Source organism: Paraburkholderia sp. BCC1886 (assembly GCF_900996245.1).
Lineage (GTDB): Bacteria > Pseudomonadota > Gammaproteobacteria > Burkholderiales > Burkholderiaceae > Paraburkholderia.
The window spans coordinates 70001-90768 of the sequence record NZ_CAAJGK010000052.1; the positions used below are offsets into that span (position 1 = coordinate 70001).

The following is a 20768-nucleotide window of genomic DNA, read 5'->3' on the forward strand; positions in this document are numbered from 1 at the left end:
GTTGTGAATTCAATCCAGCGGCCAGGTCGTGCGGCTCAGCGCGCGCACGGCCTGTGCCGACTCGAGCGCCAGCGCATCCTGAGCACGTTGACGACACAGCTGATAATCGAGATTGCGCACGCGCGCCTTGATACCCGGCACGGACACCGGATCCACCGACAACTCGGTGATGCCTAGCCCGACGAGCAAGGGCATGGCGAGCGGATCGCCCGCCAGCGCACCGCACACGCCGACCCATTTGCCATGTTGGCCCGCGCCGTGGACGGTCGCGGCGATCAGCCGCAGCACGGCCGGGTGCAAGCCGTCTGCCTGCGCGGCCAGATCGGCCTGACAGCGGTCCATCGCCAGCGTGTATTGCGTCAGATCGTTGGTGCCGATCGACAGAAAATCGGCGTGTCGCGCGAGTTGATCGGCCAGCAGCGCGGCCGACGGCACCTCGATCATCACGCCCACTTCGATGGGCTCCGTGCGCCCCGACTCGCGCGACAACTCGTCGATGCGCTGGCGAATCCGGATCAACTCACCCACGTCGGTCACCATCGGCAACAGAATGCGCACGGCGCCCAGCGGCCGCACCGCCAGCAAGCCGCGCAACTGCTCGTCGAGCAGATCGGGGCGCACCTGCGCGAGACGGATACCGCGCAGACCGAGCGCCGGGTTCGGCTCGGGCGGCAGCGTCAGGTAATCGACTTCCTTATCCGCGCCGACGTCGAGCGTGCGGATGATCGCCGTGCGTCCGCCCAGCGCATCCACGATCGACTGATAACTCTGACGATGCTCGTCCGTACTCGGCGCCGACGCGCGGTGGATGAACAGCAGTTCGGTGCGCAGCAGACCGACGGCATCGGCACCGTGATCGACGGCGGTCTTCGCGTCGTCGAGCGTGGCGATATTGGCCGCGACTTCGATCGCGCGGCCATCGGTGGTCGCCGCTGCCTGTTGCGATGTGCGGCGGTTGGCTTCGCGCACGTCGGCGAGACGCGAACGCTCCACCCGCGCGCGCTCGATGTCGGGCCCGGTCGGCGCGAATTCGAGCCGGCCGGTCGTCGCGTTCACGACCACCTCGGTGCCTTCGGGAATGGCATGCAGCGCATCGCCGATGGCGACCAAAGCGGGGATGCCGGCTTGCCGCGCGAGAATTGCCGCATGCGAAGTGGCACCGCCGCGCGCCATCACGAGCGCGGTCACCCGCGTGCGATCCAGCGACGACAGGTCGGACGGCGTGAACTCGTCGGCGGCCAGCACGGCTTCTTCGGGCAGCGTGCGCGCCGCAGAGTTCGTGTAACCCAGCGCGCGCAGTACGCGCTTCTCGATATCGCGCAGATCGGCGGCGCGTTCAGCCAGCAACGCGTCGTCGATGTTCGCGAGGATCGCGGTCTGCGCGCGGATCGATTCGCGCCACGCGAAGCCCGCGCTCTTGCCGAGGCTGATCAGATCGCGCGCGGCGTCGAGCAGCGCGGGGTCTTCGAGCAGCACGCGATGCACGGCGAAGATGCCGGCTTCGCCTACCGCGCCGCGCTGCGACGCATCGCGCACGACCGTGTCGAGATCGGTGTCGACGGTTGCGATGGCTTTGTCGAGCAAGCGGCTCTCGGCCGCGGACGTGCCGCCCGCCTGCTCGGGTGGATCGAGATCGGCGTCGTCCCAGCGCAGCAGTTTGCCGACCGCGATACCCGGCGATGCGCACACGCCTGCGAGCGTGTTCGGCGCGGGAGCTTGCGCGGCTGCCGGCGGCGTCATGGTCGCGTTCGAGGACGGCGGCGATGGCGGCGATGGCGGCGCAAGCGATGCGGTACGCGCCGGTTTCGTCTCGACTTCACCGTGCGCTTCACGCGTCAACTCATGCGCGATGGCATCGATCGCGGCCTGCGCTTGCGGCCCGACACCGAGCAGTTCGACCGTCGCGCCTTCGCCCGCGCCCAGGCCGAGCAAACCGACCACGCTTTCGATCGCCGCCTTGCGGCCTTCGTAGCGCACTTCGACGCGCGCATCGAAACCGCGCGCCGCTTCACGCGCACGCGCCGCCGGCCGGGCATGCAGCCCGCCCGCCTGGACCAGCACGACCTGACGGCGTGCTTCTTCGGTGACATTGGTGGCGCTCGCGCGACGCGACGCCTCGGCCTGCGCACCATCGCGAGCGCGCAGCACCAGCAAGGGCGTGTTCCCGGCCAGCACGCGCGCGCCTTCGACGCGCTCGACAATCTCGAACGCATCCGAATTGGCGATGGCGATCACCGAAATCAGACTCGGCGCGTGCAAAGCAATCTGGTCCTGATCGAACTCGATCAACACCTGGCCCGCGCGCACGTGCTCGCCTTGAGCGACCATCGGCGCGAAGCCCTTGCCGTTCAGCTCGACCGTATCGATGCCGATATGCAGCAGGATTTCCGCACCTTCGGCCGTAGCCAGCGTCACGGCGTGACCGGTGCGCGCAAGATGGGTAACGGTGCCGTCGCAAGGTGCGACGAGCCGCCCTTCGAGCGGATCGATGCCGATACCGTCGCCGAACATGCCGCCCGAAAACACCGGGTCGGGGACGTCGGCAAGCAGCACGACCGGACCGGTCAGCGGGGCAAGCAGCACTACATGGCCTTCGGAATGGCTCTTCAAGCGGGACTCCTCGACACGTCTCATCGGCTTTCTCGTCAGTGAGTTTCGGTGACTTTGTTGAGATGGCGCGGCGCGTCGGGATTGCGCCCGCGCGCGGCAGCGAGGCCGGCGGCCATCACGTAGAAAGACAGGATGGCGCCGATCGGATCGAGCGCCGCGTGAGCCGTGTTCGCGAGCGGCAGCGTGGCTTCGGGCACGTCGTCCGGCGCCGCGAGCAACACGCGCGCGCCGCGCGCCTGCATGTCGCGGGCGAGTTGCAGCAGACCGGCCTGTTCAGGTCCGCGCGGCGCGAACACCAGCAACGGATAGTCGCGATCGATCAGCTCCATCGGACCATGCCGCACTTCCGCGCTCGAAAACGCTTCGGCCTGAATGCCGGAGGTCTCTTTCAGTTTGAGCGCCGCTTCCTGCGCGATGGCGAGGCCCAGACCGCGGCCGATCACGATCATTCGCTCGACGCCGCGCAAGGCTTCCACCGCCGCCGACCAGTCGAGCCGGCCCGCCACGCGCAGTGCGTCGGGCAAGGTGTTCAATGCGCCGAGCAGCGCGGCGTCGTTCTGCCAGTGCGCAACGAGTTGCGCGCCGATCGACAGCATCGCGATATAGCTCTTGGTGGCGGCGACGCTGAGTTCGGGACCGGCAACCAGCGGCAGATCGAACTCGCACGCGTCGGCGAGCGGCGAGCCCGGCACGTTCACCGCGGCCACCGTCAGCGCGCCGGCGTTGCGCAGCGCCTGCATCGTGCCGATCAGGTCCGGGCTCTTACCCGACTGCGAGAAAGCCAGCGCGAGCTGATCGCGCACCTGCAACGGTGCTTGCTGCAACGTCGCGACCGACATCGGCAACGACGCCACCGGCACACCTAGCCGGCTCATCGTCAGGCTCGCGAAATAACTGGCAGCGTGGTCCGAACTGCCGCGCGCGACCGTCAACGCGACATGGCGCGGCTGCTGCGCGAGCTTCGCGGCCAGCGCCTCGACGCGCGAGGTGTCCGTGAGTTGCGCGGCGACCGTCTCGGCGGACGCCAGCGCCTCGTTAAGCATGTTCGACAATTGCTTCTCCTTCGACGTAAGTTGCACACAGCGCCAGTTCGCGATCGAACACGACCAGGTCGGCCCACGCGCCGCGGGCAATGCGGCCGCGGTCTTCGATGCCAAGATAGTCGGCGGCGTAACGCGACAAACGGTTCGATACGTCGGCCATCGGCAAGCCGAGCGACACCAGATTGCGCAGCGCCTGATCCATCGTCAGCGTGCTGCCGGCAAGCGTGCCGTCGGCGAGACGCACGCCGCCGAGACACTTCGTCACGTGCTGGCTGCCGAGGCGATATTCGCCGTCGGGCATGCCGGTGGCGGAAGTGCTGTCCGTCACCACGTACAGACGCGGAATCGCGCGCAGCGCGGTGCGGATCGCGCCCGGATGAACGTGCAGCAGGTCAGGGATGATTTCGGCGTATTCGGCATGCGCGAGCGCGGCGCCGACCAGTCCCGGATTGCGATGGTGCAGCGGCGACATGGCGTTGAACAGATGCGTGAAGCCGCAGGCGCCATGCTTGAGCGCGGCGACGGCGTCGTCGTAGGTGCCGAGCGAATGGCCGAGCTGCACGCGCACACCGCGCGCCGCCATCTCCGAAATGATGTCCATGTGACCGGCGATTTCGGGCGCCAGCGTGACCACGCGGATCGGCGCGATCGACAGATACTTCTGCACTTCTTCCAGCACCGCCGAGACCGCCGCGTCCGGCTGCGCGCCGAGTTTGCCGGGGTTGATGTACGGACCTTCCAGATGCACGCCCAGTACGCGCGCGCCGCCGGGTGTGCGCACCCGCGCGAGATCGCCGAGACCGGCGACGACGCTCATCAGTTCGTCGCGCGGCGCGGTCATGGTGGTGGCGAGCAGGCTCGTCGTGCCGTAGCGAGCATGCGTGCGCGTGATGGTGTGAATCGCGTCGCCCGCTTCCATCACGTCGGCGCCGCCGCCGCCGTGCACGTGCAGGTCGATGAAGCCCGGCAGGATGTACGGCGAATCGTTCGTCGACGGATCGACGGGGTCGCCGGTCAGCGCAACGATGCGGCCGTTTTCGTATTCGAGCGTGCCGTGAATCCAGCCGTCGGAGGTGAGTATGTTTCCGTTGAGCATGAGTCTCTCTGGTAAGACGTGATGCGAATAGGGGCGAACGAGGCGTGGCTCGCCGGGTCAGGTCCGCAGTTCAGCCACGAAGTCGTAGTAATCGTCGCGACAGTACGTGTCCGTGAGTTCGATTGCGCGCTGGTCGGCGCTATAACCGATACGGGTAATGACCAGCAGCGCCGAGCGTGGTTCGACATCCATCAACGTTGCGATCTCGCTCGACGCGTTGACCGCGCGAAAGTGCTGCAACGCGCGCACGACCGCCGCGCCGCGTTGTTCCAGATAACTGTAGAGCGAGATGCCGATAGCCTGCGGCTCGGGCACAACGGCCACCGGTAAGGCCGAGTGCTCGACCGCCATGACGATGCCGTCCGCGCGCCGCAACCGCCGCAAACTCGCGACCGCCGCGCCTGGCGACAAGCCCAGGTGAACGAGTTCGTCGCGATTCGCCGCGCGGATCTCGCGCTCGAGCCAGACGGAGTCCGGCTGGAAACCTCGTTGCTGCATCTTCTTCGTGAAACCGGTGAGCCGCGAAAGCGGATCTTCGACACGCGGCGTGATGAAACTGCCTGCGCCACGCGCGCGCCGGATCAAGCCCTGCTCGACCAGCAATTCGATGGCCTTACGCGCCGTAATGCGCGACACGCCGATCGCGTCCGACAACGTGCGCTCCGAAGGCAGTGCCTCGCCCGCCGACCACACGCCGCAGTGAATTGCAGTAGCCAGATTGCGGGCGAGTTGCAAATAGAGCGGCGTAACGTTGCGAGCGTCGGGCGTCAGCGCGGACCAGCGTGTCTCCATGGGGCTCCACCGGACGAATGGGGTGAGTACGACCAAAAAAAACGAGAGCCCATTATATAACCACAACAATACCAGTCAACCACCGCATTCCGTTTTGGTATGATGTTTCTCAAAGTCTTACTGGACGGCCTTTACAGCCCTATTCGCCCAGCTTTTTCACAACAAAGAAACACTCGGTATTTACCCTGACTGGTCTGGTATAAAAACGAATTTCAGGACGACTGGTATTCATCCATGACTAACACTCGCCTTACGGTAAATACCTGTCGAATACCAGTTTGCGAACCCGGTGATTCGCCTGTGCTTTTTTAAAAGAACCCCTTCCCATATAGTGCTGTGTACTAAACGATCAAAAATTTCGAGAGAGCCGCAGGTGACCGATTCCGAAGCGCTAAAACGCGCACATGCCGTCCGTCATTTCAATCGTTTTTACACGCAGTACATCGGCGCGCTCCATGAGGGCCTGGCCAGCAGCGAATTCTCGCTGACGGAAGTGCGCGTGCTGCACGAGTTGCATCGCAAGGACGGCCAGACCGCGTCGGCACTCGGGCGCTCGCTGGGACTCGACAGCGGTTATCTCAGCCGCCTGCTGACCAGCTTCGAGCGGCGCGACCTGATTACCCGCCGCCCGTCCGAAACGGATGCGCGACAGTCGCTGCTAGGTCTCACCGAACATGGCCGGACGGTATATGTCCCGCTCGATAACGCGGCGCTGTGCGAGGTCTCGGCATTGCTCGAAGGCCTGAGCGCACTCAGCCAGGAACAGATGATCGTCGCGATGAAGTTGATCGAGCGCATGCTCAATCCGGCGCCGAGAGTCGGGGCCGTGACGTTGCGGCAGCCGCGCGCAGGCGAGTGCAGCTGGCTCGTCCACCGGCAGGCGCAGTGGTTCGCCGCGAAGTATGGTTGGGGCGCTTCGTTCGAAGGATTGCTGGCGCGCATCGTCGCCGATTACACGCAGCGCGACGACTCGCCGCGCGAGACGTGCTGGGTGGCCGATCAGGGCGGCATGGTGGTCGGCTCGGCGTGCGTCGTCGCGGTGTCGGCGACGGTGGCGGGCGTCAAGCTGTTATGGGTCGAACCGGACGTGCAGCGCTCCGGCATCGGTACGCAACTGCTCGGCGAGTGCGTGGGCTTCGCGCGCCGCGCAGGCTACACGAAGCTCACGCTGACCACGGCGAGCGTGCTGGATGGACTGCTGCGACTGTTCGAGCGCGCCGGGTTCCGGCAGGCGGGCAAGGCGCCCGCGCATCGCTTCGGTCAGGAGATGACGATCGAGCGCTGGGAACTGGACCTTTGAAGCGGCTGTTCCGTCGCGCCCGATCACGATCGCGCCGTCGTTAGAACGACGGCACCACCGCACCCTTGAACTGCGTCTTGATGAACTGACGCACGTCTTCCGACTGGTAAGCCGCCACGAGTTTCTTCACCCAGGGCTTGTCCTTGTCCTGCGCGCGCACGGCAATCAGGTTCGCGTACGGGCTGTGAATGCCTTCGAGCGCGATGGCGTCTTTGGTCGGCTGCAGACCGGCGGCCAGCGCGAAGTTCGTGTTGATCGCCGCGGCGTCCACGTCCGACAGCGAACGCGGCAGTTGCGCGGCGTCGAGTTCGACCAGCTTGATCTTCTTCGGATTGGTAGCGACGTCGAGCGGCGTGGCGTTATTGCCGTCGGTACCGGCGCCCGCCTTCAGCGTGATCAGGCCTTGCGTTTGTAGCAGCAGGAGCGCGCGATTTTCGTTCGACGGGTCGTTGGGCACCGCCACCCTGGCGCCTTGCGGCAGATCCTTCAGCGACTTCAGCTTCTTCGAATAGATGCCGAGCGGCGAGATATACGTGAGGCCCGCGCTGACGATCTTGTAGCCGCGCTGTTTGACCTGGCTGTCGAGATACGGCTGATGCTGGAAGCTGTTCGCGTCGAGATCGCCGGCGTCGAGGGCGGCGTTCGGCTGCACGTAGTCGTTGAATTCGACGACCTTCACGTTCAGGCCTTCGCGTTTGGCCACCTTGGTGACCACTTCCCAGATTTGTGAGTCCGGGCCGCCGATCGTGCCGACCTTGATGACCTTGTCGTCCGCATGTGCGCCGAGGCTGGCGACGAGCGTCGCGCTGGCGAGTGCGAGGGTAGAAAGGGCTTTGAGGATGTTTCTGCGCTGCATGTGATTCTCGCTTTTTCTGATCGATGTCAGATTGGGTGGAAGCCGGCGGCCGCTGCGCTCGTGACGCAGGGCCACCAACTGGACCGCCATGCTCTCATACGCCCTACAGGACGGGAAATATCAAAATCGAATAGGGATATGCCGGCTCGACGTCGATCGATCCTGACGGGGCGGCCATGAGAACAGTGGCGGGGAAATTCGAAGAACGGCCGCGCGGCAGACGCGCGCGGCGTTCGTTTGTCGCTCAGTCGAGCAACAGCTTGAAGTCGTGCACCCACGGCGTCGCGCCCTGGCCGTCGCGCGCGAAGAGTCGCAGTTTGCCGTCCGTGTCGAACACGAAGCTCGCCGCCGTGTGGTCCATCGTGTAGCTGTCCGGCGTTTTACCGGGCACCTTCGCGTAATACACGCGGAAGTCTTTGGTCACCTTGGTGAGTTGGGCCTGGTCGGCCGGATGCAGGCCGACGAACGTCGGGTTGAACGCCGACGTGTATTGCCCCAGCAAAGCCGGTGTATCGCGTTCGGGATCGACGGTGACGAACAGAACCTGCACGCGCTTCGCGTCGTCAGGACCGATTTGCTGCAGTGCCTGCGACAGTTCGGCCATGGTGGTCGGGCAGACATCCGGGCAATGCGTGTAGCCGAAGAACAGCACGACCACCTTGCCCTTGTAGTCCGCGAGTGTGCGGACTTTGCCCGTCGTATCCGGCAGCGAGAAATCACTGCCGAACTGCGTATTGCCGGTGATGTCGAGATTCGTGAAAGCCGGCGCCTGTTTGCCGCAACCGGCCAGAAGCGCGGCGCCGCCGAGGACACAGCCGATCACGGCGAGACGCGCCGCCCGCACGATGCGATGGTTGAGCATAGGTGTTACACGCCGATCACGGCGTGCACGTAGTGATCGACCAGCAGCGCGATGAACAGCAGCGAGAGGTAGACGATCGAATAACGGAACATGCGGCGTGCGAGATCGTCCGAATACTCCCGGTAGACCTTCCATGCGTACGCGAGGAACACCGCGCCTAGCAGCACCGCCGAGGCCAGATACAGCACGCCGCTCATGCCGGAGATGAACGGCATCATGGTGACCGCGAACAGGATCACGCTGTACAGAAGGATATGAAGTCGCGTGTACGCTTCGCCGTGAGTGTTCGGCAACATCGGCAGGCCGGCGTTTTCGTAGTCTTTACGGCGATACAGCGCAAGCGCCCAGAAGTGCGGCGGCGTCCACACGAAGATGATCAGCACGAGAATCCAGGCGTCGCCCGGCACGTGACCCGTGACCGCGGCCCAACCGAGCGCCGGCGGCATGGCGCCCGAAGCGCCGCCGATCACGATGTTCTGCGGCGTAGCCGGCTTGAGCAATAGCGTGTAGATGACCGCATAACCGACGAAGGTGGCGATGGTGAGCCACATGGTGAGCGGATTGGCGAACGTATAAAGCGTCCACATGCCGAGACCGCCGAGCACCGCCGAGAACAGCAGAATTTGCGGCGTGGTGATTTCGCCGCGGGCCGATGGCCGCCACGAAGTACGGCGCATCTTGGCGTCGATTTTCTGCTCGACGAGGCAATTGATAGCGAACGCCGCACCGGCCAGCAGCCAGATACCGATGGTGCCGCCGATGAGCGGCGTCCACGGCACCATGCCGGGCGTCGACAGGAACATACCGATGACGGCGCAGAACACGGCGAGTTGCGTGACGCGCGGCTTGGTCAGCGCGAAATACTGGGAGACCCGGCTACCGGGCGTTTGGGGGAGAGTTGTGCTGTCCATGTGGGTCACGCTGGCGCGGCGTCGCGCGCGGGAAACAGGGCGCGGCCGGGACGGCTATAAGCGATCCGAAAGTTTAACATAACGAGCAGAAGCAGCAGGATCGCGGCCCCCCCGTTATGGGCGACCGCAATGGGCAAAGGCCATTGCAAAACGATGTTCGACAGACCGGTGACGAACTGGATGATCACCACCAGCAGGACGCCGTTGGCGGGCCGCCGCAGCGACTCGAACCGGCGCACTTTCAGCGCGAACCATAACAGATATGCGACGACCACGACGGCAAACGTGCGATGCGTCCAGTGGATCGCCACCAGCGCGTCCTGGGTGATCATGTCGCCGTCGCCGTTCATGCCCAGCGCGCGCCACAGGTGGAAGCCGTGCGCGAAGTCCATCGGCGGAATCCATTGGCCGTTGCAGGTCGGGAAGTCCGTGCAGGCGAGCACCGCGTAGTTGGTGCTGACCCAGCCGCCCAGCGCGATCTGCAGGATCAGCAGCGCCAGACCGGAGAGCGCGGCGGCGCGCCAGCGAGCGGCGTCGGGTTCGATCACCGGCAACGGCGTTTGCCTCGCCGCCAGCCAGCCGAGCATGCCGAGCAGCGCGAGCCCGAGCAACAGGTGCGTCGTGACGATCACGGGTTGCAGTTTCAGCGTTACGGTCCATGCGCCGAACGCGCCTTGCACCAGAATCAGCATCAGCAACGAAGTCGGCCACCACGGCGACACGTTCAGCGGCCGGCGCTTGATGCGCGCGGTCCACGCAATCAGCATTTGCGCGATGATCAGCACGCCGATCGCCATTGCGAAGTAACGGTGGATCATTTCGATCCACGCTTTGGTCATACTGACCGGGCCGGTGGGCATCAACTGGTGTGCGGCGCTGATCGCCGCGTGCGCAACGAACGGCGACGACGTGCCATAGCAGCCTGGCCAGTCGGGACAGCCGAGGCCCGAATCGGTGAGGCGCGTGAAGCCGCCGAACATCACCAGGTCGAGCGTCAGGAAGGTGGTGAGCCAAACCAGCTTGCGGAATTTATCGTCGTCCGCCTTGACCCACACATAGGACAGCGGCAGCAACGCAATACACAAGCCGATCAGGGCGAGTTGCAGTACGAACATCGTGTTTGTCTTACCTTGTTTGCAGCACCGGCATCAGCCGATGCTCGACCATTTGAGCAGCCTGGTCACATCGCCCTTGATCTTGCTCGGGTTCGGGTCTTTCGGAAAACGCATCATCAGATTGCCGTTCGGATCGACCAGATAAAGATGGTCGGTCGTGCTCGTGCCGGCGTCGGCAGGCAACCACGTCGCGAGCCGGGCCGGATCCGCGACGAGCATCTGCGTGTCGGGGTAGGCGGTTTGTATCACATTCGATACCTTCCCTGCATCGGTACGCAGCCACACCTCCACGACGCGCTCGCGTTCCGGGCCCTGCGCTGCGCGGATTTGCCGCATGAAGTACAGCTTCGTGACGCAGGCTTTGTCGCACGCGCTGCCGTCCACCGAGATCATCAGCCAGCGGCCGCGTAGCGACGCGAGCGCGAGCGGCTTGCCGTCCTCGCCGGTCACCGTGAGGCCGTCCGGAATCGGACGTTGCGGTTCGACCAGGGTGCCGTAACTCGTGCTGCCGCCGTTCGGCTTGATCACGTAATACGTGAAATAGGACACGGCGATCGGAGCGGCGCAGATCAGCGCGAGCAGCAGCAGAATCCAGCGGCCGCGCTCCCACGAACCCTTGCCGTTCGGTTGGCCGGGAATCGCTTTCGACGCGGCGGGTTTGCCGTCTGCGGACGAGCGGGGGGAACGGGGCGATCGGGGTGATTGCGTCGACACTACGGAACCTCTTTCGTTGATTGCGCGGCGCGCCCGCGCAGCTTTCTGGCGGCGCGCTGCGGACCCTGGGTCACACGCCGGGAGCATGCTGTTTTTTCGCGGCACGGCGGGCGGCGTACAAGCCGAAGCCTAGCGCCGCGAGCGCCATGCCCCACCATTGAAACATGTAGCCATAGTTGCGCTCGACGCCCGTGGTCGGCGCGGGCCAGTCGCGCACCAGCCGGTCGCCGTCGTCGCTCGTCTGCTGGATCACAAACGGCTGCAGCGGCAAACCGGTTTCCGCGGCATAGGCGGCAGTGTCGAGATTCTGACGGATCGTCTGATGCGCCGCCGATCCGCCCTGCCCCAACTCGAACGCGCGCGATGCATCGGCACGCGCGATGCCTTCTATCGCAATCTCGCCGCTCGGCGTGGTGTACGGCTCGATGGTCTCGCGGTTGCTCACGTTGCGCGGCAGCCAGCCGCGATTGATCAGCACATAACCGCCGCCCGCCAGCTTGAACGGCATCACGACATAGAAGCCGGGTTGATCGTTGTACGGACGATTGTCCAGATAGACGACCTTGTCGGCGACGAAACTGCCCCGCACCGTGACACGATGAAACTCGATGTCCTTCAACTCGACCGGTGTGTTACCCACGGACTGCGCGGGTGCATTCTCGAACTGCGTGATATGCGCTTCGAGCGCTTCTTTCTGGTGTGCACGGTCGCGCTGCCAGAAACCCAGGCGCACGGTCACCACGATCACCAGCAGAATCAACAGCGCGGGGACCAGACGAAACTTCATCGAACCGTCTCCGGCAACACCGCTTGCTCTGCCTGGAAGCAGCGCCGCAGGCTCACGCGCGGTGAGATAATAAACGTCTTGCCCCGGCGCTTCCTGGTTTCGGTTGGTTCCATGCACATTCTCGTTCCCATCGCCTTCGTCCTGATCATCGCCAGCATGGTGTCGGCGCTGTACTTCATGATGCACGACAAGGGCAAAACCAAGCGGATGGTGTGGTCGCTCGCCATGCGGGTCGGGCTGTCGATTTCCCTGTTCCTGTTCATCCTGTTCGCACACTGGATGGGCTGGATCCAATCGACCGGCATTCCTTACGGTCGCTGATTCCAACCGCACCGCAACTCACGCGTCCATCAAACAAAACGCCGCCCTGACAGGGTCGAGGGCGGCGCTGCAGGGTTACCGTCTGCTGCGCGACTGCGCTTTCGCGCAGAGCGATTGCGTCAGAGCCAGTACACGACGACGTACAAGCCGAGCCACACCACGTCCACGAAGTGCCAGTACCAGGCCGCCCCTTCGAACGCGAAGTGATGCTCCGGCGTGAAGTGCCCGCGAATCATCCGCACCAGGACGACTGCCAGCATCGTGCCGCCGAGGAACACGTGAAAACCGTGGAAGCCCGTCAGCAGGAAGAACGTCGAACCGTACACGCCCGACGACAGCGTCAGGTTCAATTCGTTATACGCGTGGTAATACTCGAAGCCTTGCAGGAACAGGAAGCACACGCCGAACACCAGCGTCGCGGCCAGCCAGCCAATCGCCTTCCTGCGATGATTTTCCCGCAGCGCGTGGTGCGAGACGGTCAGCGTCGCGCCCGACGACAGCAGCAACGCCGTGTTGATGGTCGGCACCGGCCACGGTTGCATGGAGTTGAACGTCGACACCAGCGCTGCGGGACCGTTGTTCGGCCACACCGCCGAAAAGTCCGGCCAGATCAGCTTGTAGTCGAGGCTGCCGAGTTCGTGCAGCGCAATTTCACGCGCATAGAACAGTGCGCCGAAAAACGCGCCGAAGAACATCACCTCCGAGAAGATGAACCAGCTCATGCTCCAGCGGTACGACTTGTCGACGTTCTTGCCGTACATGCCGCCTTCCGATTCGGCGATCGCGTCGCCGAACCAGTGCCACAGCGTGAAGAGCAGCCACAACAAACCGACGATGACGCCGAGCGGCGCCCATTCGTGGTCGTTGATCCACGCGGCCAGCGATCCGAGCATGACCAGCAAGCCCGTGGCAGCGCTGATGGGATGCCGCGACGGATGCGGTACGAAGTAGTACGGGCTCTCGTTTTGACCGCTCATTCTTGATTCTCCACTTCAGTCCAGTTGTTCCGGAAGCTCCGGCTGTATCCTCGGCGGCGCGTCGATACCGCACCGCTTCACTCTTATCTTTTGCTGACTGCCTGGCGACCTGCTCGACGACCCAACCGACAACTCAACCGACGACTGCGCGAACGATCAGAATCAGCACCACGATGAAAATCGCTGCACTGATCAACGCGGCGGCCACGACATGCAGCGGGTTCAATTGTGTGGCATCCGCTTCGAGGTCCGCACGCTTGCGTACGCCGAAGAACGACCAGAACACGGCGCGCATCGACTGACCGAAGCTGGCCTTGCGTGGGGCGCCCGTGCGTGGGGCGCCCGTGCGCGGAGCGCCCGTGCGCGGAGCGCTGTTGCTTGCGCTGCTTGCCTGGTCGCTGCCGTCGTTGCTACCGTTATCGCTCATCACCGTTCTGTTCCTTCGCCCGCAGCGGCGTACGTCGTCGCCGTCACGCGGGATTGGCGCCGGTTGCCGCCGTCTTGCTCAAGGCGTTCGTACTCGCGTTCGTACTCGTGCCCGCACTGCCGGCAGTCGCCGCCGTAGGCGTGTTCAGTTCGAAAAACGTGTATGACAACGTGATCGTCTTTACGTCCTTCGGCAACTTCGAATCGACGACGAACACCACCGGCAGCCGCTTCGTCTGATTCGCAGTCAACGTCTGCTGCGTGAAACAGAAACATTCGATCTTGCGGAAGTACTCGGTCGCCTGCTTCGGCGCGTAACTCGGAATGGCCTGCGCCTGGATCGTGCGAGCCTGCTGGTTGCTCACCTCGTACATCACCGTCGTCACCTCGCCCGGATGCACGTCGAGACTGCGCTGCTCCGGCTTGAAACCCAGTGGGCCGCGCGCGTTCGCGTCGAACTCGATCGAAATCGTGCGGCTCATGTCGACCTGCGTGTTCTTCGCCTCGCGCTCGGTCGCGTCGCGCTGGACCAGATTGTTGATGCCCGTAATCTGGCAGATCGCGCGATACATGGGCACCAGGGCAAAGCCGAAACCGAACATCATCAGCGCGACGACGAACAGCTTGATCATCATCGGCCGGTTGAAAGAGCGATCGGCGTGAGCCGGCGGTTGCGTCGACATCTGAATCCTCAGGAAACCTGCGAACCCGACGCGAACATCGCGTCAGGTGAACCACGCCTGCTTGATGATGACGCTGGCGAAAAAGGCCGCCGCGATCAGCAGCATCACGAAGCCGATTCGCCGGTTGCCCGCGCGAATCTGCTCGGGCGTCCGTCTTTCCGGTGCGTTGCGCGTCATGCTCGAACTTGATGGATCGGTGTGCCGCTCATTCGACCGTCGGCGGGTTTTCGAACGTGTGGAACGGAGCCGGGCTCGGCACGGTCCACTCGAGGCCGGTTGCGCCGTCCCACGGCTTATCGCCGGCTTTCTCCAGTTCGCCACCGCCGCGATACGCCGGCAACGCCACCGCGAACAGGAAGTACACCTGCGCGAGACCGAAGCCGAACGCGCCGATCGAAATAACCTGGTTCCAGTCGGTGAACTGCGCCGGATAGTCGGCGTAACGACGCGGCATGCCGGCGAGGCCGACGAAGTGCATCGGCAGGAACGCGAGGTTGAAGAAGAACATCGACGCCCAGAAGTGGATCTTGCCGCGCGTCTCGTTGTACATCCAGCCGGTCCACTTCGGTGCCCAGTAGTACCACCCGGAGAACAGCGCGAACAGCGAGCCTGCCACCAGCACGTAGTGGAAGTGCGCGACCACGAAATAGGTGCCGTGATACTGGATGTCGAGCGGCGCCATGGCCAGCATCAGGCCCGACAGACCGCCGAACGTGAACACCAGCAGGAAGCCGACCGCGAAGAGCATCGGCGTTTCGAAGCTCAGCGAGCCGCGCCACATCGTCGCCACCCAGTTGAACACCTTCACGCCCGTGGGCACCGCGATCAGCATGGTCGCGTACATGAAGAACAGCTGGCCGGTCACCGGCATGCCGGTCGCGAACATGTGGTGCGCCCAGACCATGAACGACAGGATCGCGATGGACGAGGTGGCGTACACCATCGAGCTATAGCCGAACAGCGGTTTGCGCGAGAACGCCGGGATGACCTGCGAGACGATGCCGAACGCCGGCAAGATCATGATGTACACCTCGGGGTGCCCGAAGAACCAGAAGATATGCTGGTACATCACCGGGTCGCCGCCGCCGGCCGCGTTGAAGAACGACGTGCCGAAGTGCCGATCGAACAGCACCATCGTGATCGCGCCCGCCAGCACCGGCATCACGGCGATCAGCAGATACGCGGTGATGAGCCAGGTCCAGACGAACATCGGCATTTTCATCAGCGTGAGGCCGGGCGCGCGCATGTTCAGGATCGTCACGACGATGTTGATGCCGCCCATGATCGACGACGCGCCCATCAGGTGGACCGCGAAAATTGCGAAGTCCATGCCCGGGCCCATTTGCGTGGACAGCGGCGCGTACAGCGTCCAGCCTGCCGCCGTCGCGCCGCCGGGCGCGAAGAACGAGCCGACCAGCAACACCGCGGCCACCGGCAGCAGCCAGAAGCTGAAGTTGTTCATGCGCGCGAACGCCATGTCCGACGCGCCGATCTGCAGCGGGATCATCCAGTTCGCGAAACCGACGAAGGCCGGCATGATCGCGCCGAACACCATGATCAGGCCATGCATGGTGGTCAACTGGTTGAAGAACTCGGGACGCATGATCTGCAACCCGGGTTCGAACAGCTCGGCACGGATCATCAGCGCCATCACGCCCCCGGAGAGGAACATGGTGAACGAGAAGATCAGGTACAGCGTCCCGATGTCCTTGTGATTGGTGGCGTACAGCCAGCGGCGCCAGCCGTGCGGTGTCTCGTGAGCATGGTCGCCATGCACGTGTTCGTGGCCTGCGGTTACATCGTGTCCGATGCTAGACATGACAATCTCCTAATGCAAATACTGCGCTGCTGACCATGAACCGTCAGGCCGCCGGGCTGATCTGAACTCGCCGGGCTTCTTTTGCGTCGCTGCCGCCGGTGATGGTTTCCGGTCTCTTTAAAATAATGTGATCTTCGGCGATGCCCGCTGCTTTCAGCGCATCGCGCACGGCTTCGGCGCGGCCCTTCGCGAGCTTCGCGTTGGTGTCGGCGGAACCGGTGGCGTCGGTGAAGCCCGACAACGTGAATTTCGCGTCCGGATGCGCCTTGGCATAAGCAGCGGCCGCGTCGACCGCCGCTTGGGCGTCAGCGGGCAACGTGCTCTTGCCGGTTTCGAAGTAGACGCTGGCCGGCAACGCGGCTTGCGGTGCCGCGGCGCCTGAAGCGGCATTCGCTGCTGTGTTGTCTGATGCTGCCGCAGGTTCCGCGCCCGACGCCGCGCTCGCCGCCGCGCTCGCCGTTGCGCCGCTCGCGACTGCACCTGTGCCCGCACCTGCACCCGCATCGGCCAGATGGTTGCCGCCTTCGGGCAGCTTGCCGTTACGGGCATCGGCCACCTGTTTGGGTTGCAGGATGTCGCCGGTGTGGTTGCCCCACGAGTTACGTTCGTACGTGATGACCGAGGCGATTTCCACGTCGTTCAGCGTCGGCGCCCACGACGGCATGGCGTTCTTGCCCTTCAGCACGATGCTGACGTGCTCGGCAATCGCGCCATTGGCGACCTTGCTGCCGTCGAGCGCTGGAAACGCACCCGCGCCCTTGCCGGTCGGCTGGTGGCAGACCGCGCAATTCGATGTGTAGACCTTGCCGCCGCGCTCCATCAGTTCGGCCATCGTGTAGGTCTTGTTCGGATCGTCCTGGCCGGCGGCCATTTTCTTTTTCTGCGTATCGACCCACTTCGCATAGTCGTCGGTCGACAGCACTTCGACGACGACCGGCATGAACGCATGTTCCTTGCCGCACAACTCGGTACAGAAACCGCGGAACGTGCCGACCTTGTCGGCCTTGAACCAGGTGTCGCGCACGAAGCCCGGAATCGCGTCCTGCTTCACGCCGAACGCGGGCACGTACCACGAGTGCACGACGTCGTTCGCCGTGGTGATGATGCGGATTTTCCGGTCGACCGGGACGACCAGCGGATTGTCGACTTCCTGCAGATAGGTGGTGGAGATTGGCTGGCGGCCATCGGTTTCGGCACGCGGCGTAGCCAGGGTGGACAGGAAGTTGATGCCCTCGCCCGGGCCCTTGACGTAGTCGTAGCCCCATTTCCACTGGTAGCCGGTGACCTTGATGGTCAGGTCGGCGTTAGTGGTGTCCTTCATGGCAACGACGGTCTTGGTGGCGGGCAGCGCCATCAGCACGACGATGACGAACGGGACGATGGTCCAGATGATTTCGACGGTCGTGCTTTCGTGGAAATGGGAAGCTTTGTGTCCTTTCGATTTGCGGTGCGCAAACATCGAATAGAACATGACTGCGAACACGCCGACGAAGATCACCGTGCACAGGATCAGCATGAACGTGTGGAGGCTGTAGAGCTCCTCAGCGATTTTGGTCGCAGGCGGCTGGAGATTGATCTCGTTGACGGCAGGGCCGCCCGGAACATCGCCCACTGCCAGGGCTGCACCGGCGAACAGCAGACCGCTCGTCGCCAGCACGCCCATCAGGGCTCGCTTGATTGTTTTCATAGCTTCCTTACCCAAAAATTCCATACAAACCCTCGACCCCGCTGGCAGGCTGCCCCGCGCTCCCCTTGTGCCGCACGCGCGTCCTGACGCGTCTAGCACCGCATGAGCCACATACGCAGTTCTCCTGCGAACTGCGCGCGCCGATACTGCGCGAGATGTTGCCCGATCATGATCGTCTGACCACGCGACACCAGTCGGATCTGGTCACGCGGGGTGTCGCCCGGTTCGATCCGCACCCAGCGCGGATTGAATTCGAACTGCGTGAGCCGCTCCGCACTCACCTGTTCCACGACGAGCCGGTTCTGGAATAACCGGATACGTTCGTAATCCACAGCATGCCGCGCGTAAATGGCAAACGCGATACCGACCGCCAGCAACTCGATACCGGTGAAGGGCAACACCAGCCAGGCGCCGACCAGAACCAGCATGAAAGCAATTGCCAACGAGAACAGTGCTAGCGAAACGTACAAACAGACGAACTGCCGGGGCGACATGGAGCAATTGCGCTTCATCGTCCAGTCTTTGAGCACTGGTTCCGACTCTGCCAGCAGATCTGAAGCGTCCATCGCTGTCTCCGTGCGAATCGCTGCTTTGATCAGGCTTACGGCCTTTGCTTGCGCCGTTCCGCCACTGCTTGCCCGCTCCTGCTTACTACGCCGCCACGCTACTCGTGATGCAGCCCCGTGCCTCGGGCCTGCCGCCGCGGAAATTGCGGGAACTCCGGGCGACAAACTGACGCATTATAGGCGCGATCCCAAGCATCCACAAGCAAGCCCCGATCGGCCCGCAACCCAGACGTGGCGCGCCTCCGCGCCATTTTGACGCAACTTCCGAGGCACTTTTGAAGCGGTAATTTCAGACATAACAGATGTCGTCTTTCCGGCTTCAACGATTCCTCGAAGAACCCCGTCCGATGTCCTCGATCCGCACGATTCCATGACCGTCCGCGGTGGTGCGCGGCACCGCTTTCCAGGCGTGGCCGTAAATCACTTCGAAGGTCAGCGCAAGCGTGCCGTCAGCGCGCCGGCGCGCTTCCAGCGCCGCCAGCAACGCGCGGTGCAGACGTCGCGCATTCGCGCCGGACGCCCCCTCGCGCTCGAACGGATAGGCGCCCCAGCGGCGCACATCGGCCAGCAGCGACTCGGGCGATTTATAAGTAATGGTGAGCGTTTCCTGGTCCATGACCGGAATCTCGAAACCGCTCTCCACCAGCATGTCGCCGAGATCGTGCATGTCGACGAAGTCGATCACGTGCTTCTTCGCGGCAACGCCGTGCGCGGCCTCGACTTCGGCATACGCACCGCGCAACTCCTTCAGCGAATCGGGGCCCAGCGTGCTGAACATCAGCAGACCGTTCACCTTCAGCACGCGTTGCCACTCGGGAAACACGAGGTCGGGACGCGAGTGCCAATGCAGTGCGAGGTTGGACCAGATGAATTCGAACGCGCTGCCGGCAAACGGGAGCGCCGAGAAATCGGCCTGCGCGAAACGCGGACCGCGTGCGCCGAGCGCCCGGCCGAGCGTGGCGGGCAGATAGCGCCGCCAGCTCGTGTCGCCCGCGTCGTGCTGGAGCGCGCGGCTCAGCATGCCGTGCGACAGATCGGTGCCGAACACCGGTGCCTCGGGAAAACGCTCACGCAGAGCCGGCACGTCTTCGCCGGCGCCACAACCCGCATCGAGCACGCTGGCAGGCGTCACCTTGATGAAATCGAGCCGTTCGCGCATGCGTTGCGCGATCTCGCGCGGCAGGAACGCGACGTCGTCGAAGCGGGTCGCGCGGCGGTCGAAAATTCGCCTGAGGCGCCGTGAATCATTGGCCGGTCGGCCAGATTGAGCGGTTGTTGGGGACATGGGTGTCGTGCTGGCGTGGAGCCCGAAGTATACTCGTTCGCCTCCGTCCAACCATCGGGAAAGGCCTTGACGGGCGGTCACACCATGCGATTTGCCACAGTTTGCGTTTCTGCCTGCGATGGGATCGCGCATCTTGCGCGGGGTCTCGCGCCGGGTCTTCCACCCACTCTTCGCCCGGCATGGCCATGCGTGCTGCATACCCTGCTGCCCAACCTGTGCGCACTCTGCGGCAATTTGTCTCGCCAGACGCTTTGCACAGCCTGCGACAGCGCGTATTGGAACGAAAGCAGACTGCGTTGCACGGTCTGCGCGTTGCCGCTTTCCAGCAGAGGGCGTCAATCGGGCGGCGCGTCCCATCGTTGTACCGACTGCCGCGCCGAGCCGCCGCCTTTCGATGCGACCTTCGCACTGGCAGATTACCGGGCGCCGCTCGATACGCTGGCAATCGGCCTGAAGTTCGGCGCGCGCTTGAGGCTAGCGCGCGATTTTGCCCAGCGTCTCGCGCGGCAAGCGGAGGACTCATGGCAACAGGCGTCCGACCGGCCCGACGTAATCGCACCGGTGCCGCTCGCCCGCCGGCGGCTCGTCGAACGCGGTTATAACCAGGCATGGCAGATTGCACGGCCGCTGGCTCGCGCGCTAACGGTGCGCAGCGATGCGCGCCTCGTGCGCCGGGTCGTCCATACCGCGCCGCAGTCGCGGCTCGATCTGGCCGCGCGCCGGTTGAACGTCGGACGCGCGTTCGAAGTCGCGCGCCCGGTTCACGGTCTGCATGTCGGCATCGTCGACGATGTGATGACCACCGGCGCCACGCTCGAAGCACTGGCGCGCACGCTCAAGGCAGCCGGCGCGCGGCGCGTGACCAATTTCGTCGCACTGCGCACACCGAAAAATTAGTCCCCCTCGAAATCTCAGAAC

General features: G+C 64.1%; 21 protein-coding genes. 3 read left to right on the forward strand and 18 right to left on the reverse strand.

Annotated elements, in window-relative coordinates:
• Nucleotides 1-9 precede the first annotated feature (9 nt).
• From ptsP to FQ746_RS18445, 4 genes are read right to left on the reverse strand one after another with little or no spacing between them, the layout of a single operon-like run.
• Complete coding sequence (ptsP, locus tag FQ746_RS18430) at nucleotides 10-2634, reverse strand: phosphoenolpyruvate--protein phosphotransferase (protein ID WP_144111030.1); 2625 nt, start codon at nucleotides 2632-2634, stop codon at nucleotides 10-12.
• Between the two features lie 11 nt (nucleotides 2635-2645).
• Nucleotides 2646-3653 carry an SIS domain-containing protein gene (locus FQ746_RS18435; RefSeq protein ID WP_144111490.1) on the reverse strand — a complete coding sequence of 336 codons (1008 nt, stop codon included), beginning with the start codon at nucleotides 3651-3653 and terminating at the stop codon, nucleotides 2646-2648.
• Entirely contained in the window at nucleotides 3646-4749 is a 1104-nt protein-coding gene (gene nagA / locus FQ746_RS18440; RefSeq protein ID WP_144111032.1) for an N-acetylglucosamine-6-phosphate deacetylase, read from the reverse strand. The genes FQ746_RS18435 and nagA overlap by 8 nt, the downstream gene beginning before the upstream one ends.
• 57 nt (nucleotides 4750-4806) lie before the next feature.
• Nucleotides 4807-5541 carry a GntR family transcriptional regulator gene (locus FQ746_RS18445; protein ID WP_144111034.1) on the reverse strand — a complete coding sequence of 245 codons (735 nt, stop codon included), beginning with the start codon at nucleotides 5539-5541 and terminating at the stop codon, nucleotides 4807-4809.
• 373 nt (nucleotides 5542-5914) lie between these two features.
• Between FQ746_RS18445 and FQ746_RS18450 the strand changes: the two genes are divergently transcribed.
• Nucleotides 5915-6841 carry a helix-turn-helix domain-containing GNAT family N-acetyltransferase gene (locus FQ746_RS18450; protein WP_144111036.1) on the forward strand — a complete coding sequence of 309 codons (927 nt, stop codon included), beginning with the start codon at nucleotides 5915-5917 and terminating at the stop codon, nucleotides 6839-6841.
• A 40-nt stretch (nucleotides 6842-6881) separates the two neighbouring features.
• Here FQ746_RS18450 and FQ746_RS18455 read toward each other — a convergent pair whose 3' ends face one another.
• From FQ746_RS18455 to FQ746_RS18480, 6 genes are all read right to left on the reverse strand, one after another.
• Nucleotides 6882-7697: a MetQ/NlpA family ABC transporter substrate-binding protein gene (locus FQ746_RS18455; RefSeq protein WP_144111037.1), complete on the reverse strand. Its 816-nt coding sequence runs from the start codon at nucleotides 7695-7697 to the stop codon at nucleotides 6882-6884.
• Between the two features lie 244 nt (nucleotides 7698-7941).
• Nucleotides 7942-8559 carry an SCO family protein gene (locus FQ746_RS18460; RefSeq protein ID WP_144111039.1) on the reverse strand — a complete coding sequence of 206 codons (618 nt, stop codon included), beginning with the start codon at nucleotides 8557-8559 and terminating at the stop codon, nucleotides 7942-7944.
• 5 nt (nucleotides 8560-8564) lie between these two features.
• On the reverse strand, nucleotides 8565-9470 hold the full coding sequence (cyoE, locus tag FQ746_RS18465; RefSeq protein ID WP_144111041.1) for a heme o synthase: 906 nt from the start codon (nucleotides 9468-9470) through the stop codon (nucleotides 8565-8567).
• A gap of 5 nt (nucleotides 9471-9475) precedes the next feature.
• A complete protein-coding gene (locus FQ746_RS18470; protein ID WP_144111043.1) occupies nucleotides 9476-10585 on the reverse strand; it encodes a COX15/CtaA family protein in 1110 nt (369 codons plus the stop codon).
• A gap of 33 nt (nucleotides 10586-10618) precedes the next feature.
• Complete coding sequence (locus tag FQ746_RS18475; protein WP_144111045.1) at nucleotides 10619-11299, reverse strand: SCO family protein; 681 nt, start codon at nucleotides 11297-11299, stop codon at nucleotides 10619-10621.
• Nucleotides 11300-11369: 70 nt separating this feature from the next.
• Complete coding sequence (locus FQ746_RS18480) at nucleotides 11370-12086, reverse strand: SURF1 family protein (RefSeq protein WP_144111047.1); 717 nt, start codon at nucleotides 12084-12086, stop codon at nucleotides 11370-11372.
• Between the two features lie 111 nt (nucleotides 12087-12197).
• On the opposite strand from FQ746_RS18480, the gene FQ746_RS18485 reads away from it, so the two are divergent.
• Nucleotides 12198-12407, forward strand: a complete 210-nt coding sequence (locus FQ746_RS18485; protein WP_144111049.1) for a twin transmembrane helix small protein — start codon at nucleotides 12198-12200, stop codon at nucleotides 12405-12407.
• A gap of 119 nt (nucleotides 12408-12526) precedes the next feature.
• On the opposite strand, the gene FQ746_RS18490 is transcribed toward FQ746_RS18485, so the two are convergent.
• From FQ746_RS18490 to FQ746_RS18520, 8 genes are all read right to left on the reverse strand, one after another.
• Entirely contained in the window at nucleotides 12527-13384 is an 858-nt protein-coding gene (locus tag FQ746_RS18490) for a cytochrome c oxidase subunit 3 (RefSeq protein WP_144111051.1), read from the reverse strand.
• A 133-nt stretch (nucleotides 13385-13517) separates the two neighbouring features.
• On the reverse strand, nucleotides 13518-13679 hold the full coding sequence (locus FQ746_RS18495; RefSeq protein WP_144111491.1) for a DUF2970 domain-containing protein: 162 nt from the start codon (nucleotides 13677-13679) through the stop codon (nucleotides 13518-13520).
• Nucleotides 13680-13854: 175 nt separating this feature from the next.
• Entirely contained in the window at nucleotides 13855-14493 is a 639-nt protein-coding gene (locus tag FQ746_RS18500) for a cytochrome c oxidase assembly protein (RefSeq protein WP_144111053.1), read from the reverse strand.
• Between the two features lie 42 nt (nucleotides 14494-14535).
• Nucleotides 14536-14670: a cytochrome oxidase small assembly protein gene (locus FQ746_RS35035; protein WP_222105887.1), complete on the reverse strand. Its 135-nt coding sequence runs from the start codon at nucleotides 14668-14670 to the stop codon at nucleotides 14536-14538.
• Between the two features lie 28 nt (nucleotides 14671-14698).
• Entirely contained in the window at nucleotides 14699-16312 is a 1614-nt protein-coding gene (gene ctaD, locus FQ746_RS18505) for a cytochrome c oxidase subunit I (protein WP_144111055.1), read from the reverse strand.
• Between the two features lie 43 nt (nucleotides 16313-16355).
• Nucleotides 16356-18023 (reverse strand): cytochrome c oxidase subunit II, encoded by a 1668-nt coding sequence (coxB, locus tag FQ746_RS18510; RefSeq protein WP_144111057.1) that lies wholly within the window; start codon nucleotides 18021-18023, stop codon nucleotides 16356-16358.
• Between the two features lie 68 nt (nucleotides 18024-18091).
• Nucleotides 18092-18565 (reverse strand): DUF2244 domain-containing protein, encoded by a 474-nt coding sequence (locus FQ746_RS18515; RefSeq protein WP_144111059.1) that lies wholly within the window; start codon nucleotides 18563-18565, stop codon nucleotides 18092-18094.
• A gap of 319 nt (nucleotides 18566-18884) precedes the next feature.
• Nucleotides 18885-19850 (reverse strand): methyltransferase domain-containing protein, encoded by a 966-nt coding sequence (locus tag FQ746_RS18520; protein WP_144111061.1) that lies wholly within the window; start codon nucleotides 19848-19850, stop codon nucleotides 18885-18887.
• Between the two features lie 84 nt (nucleotides 19851-19934).
• Between FQ746_RS18520 and FQ746_RS18525 the strand changes: the two genes are divergently transcribed.
• On the forward strand, nucleotides 19935-20747 hold the full coding sequence (locus FQ746_RS18525) for a ComF family protein (protein WP_222105888.1): 813 nt from the start codon (nucleotides 19935-19937) through the stop codon (nucleotides 20745-20747).
• Nucleotides 20748-20768 lie beyond the last annotated feature (21 nt).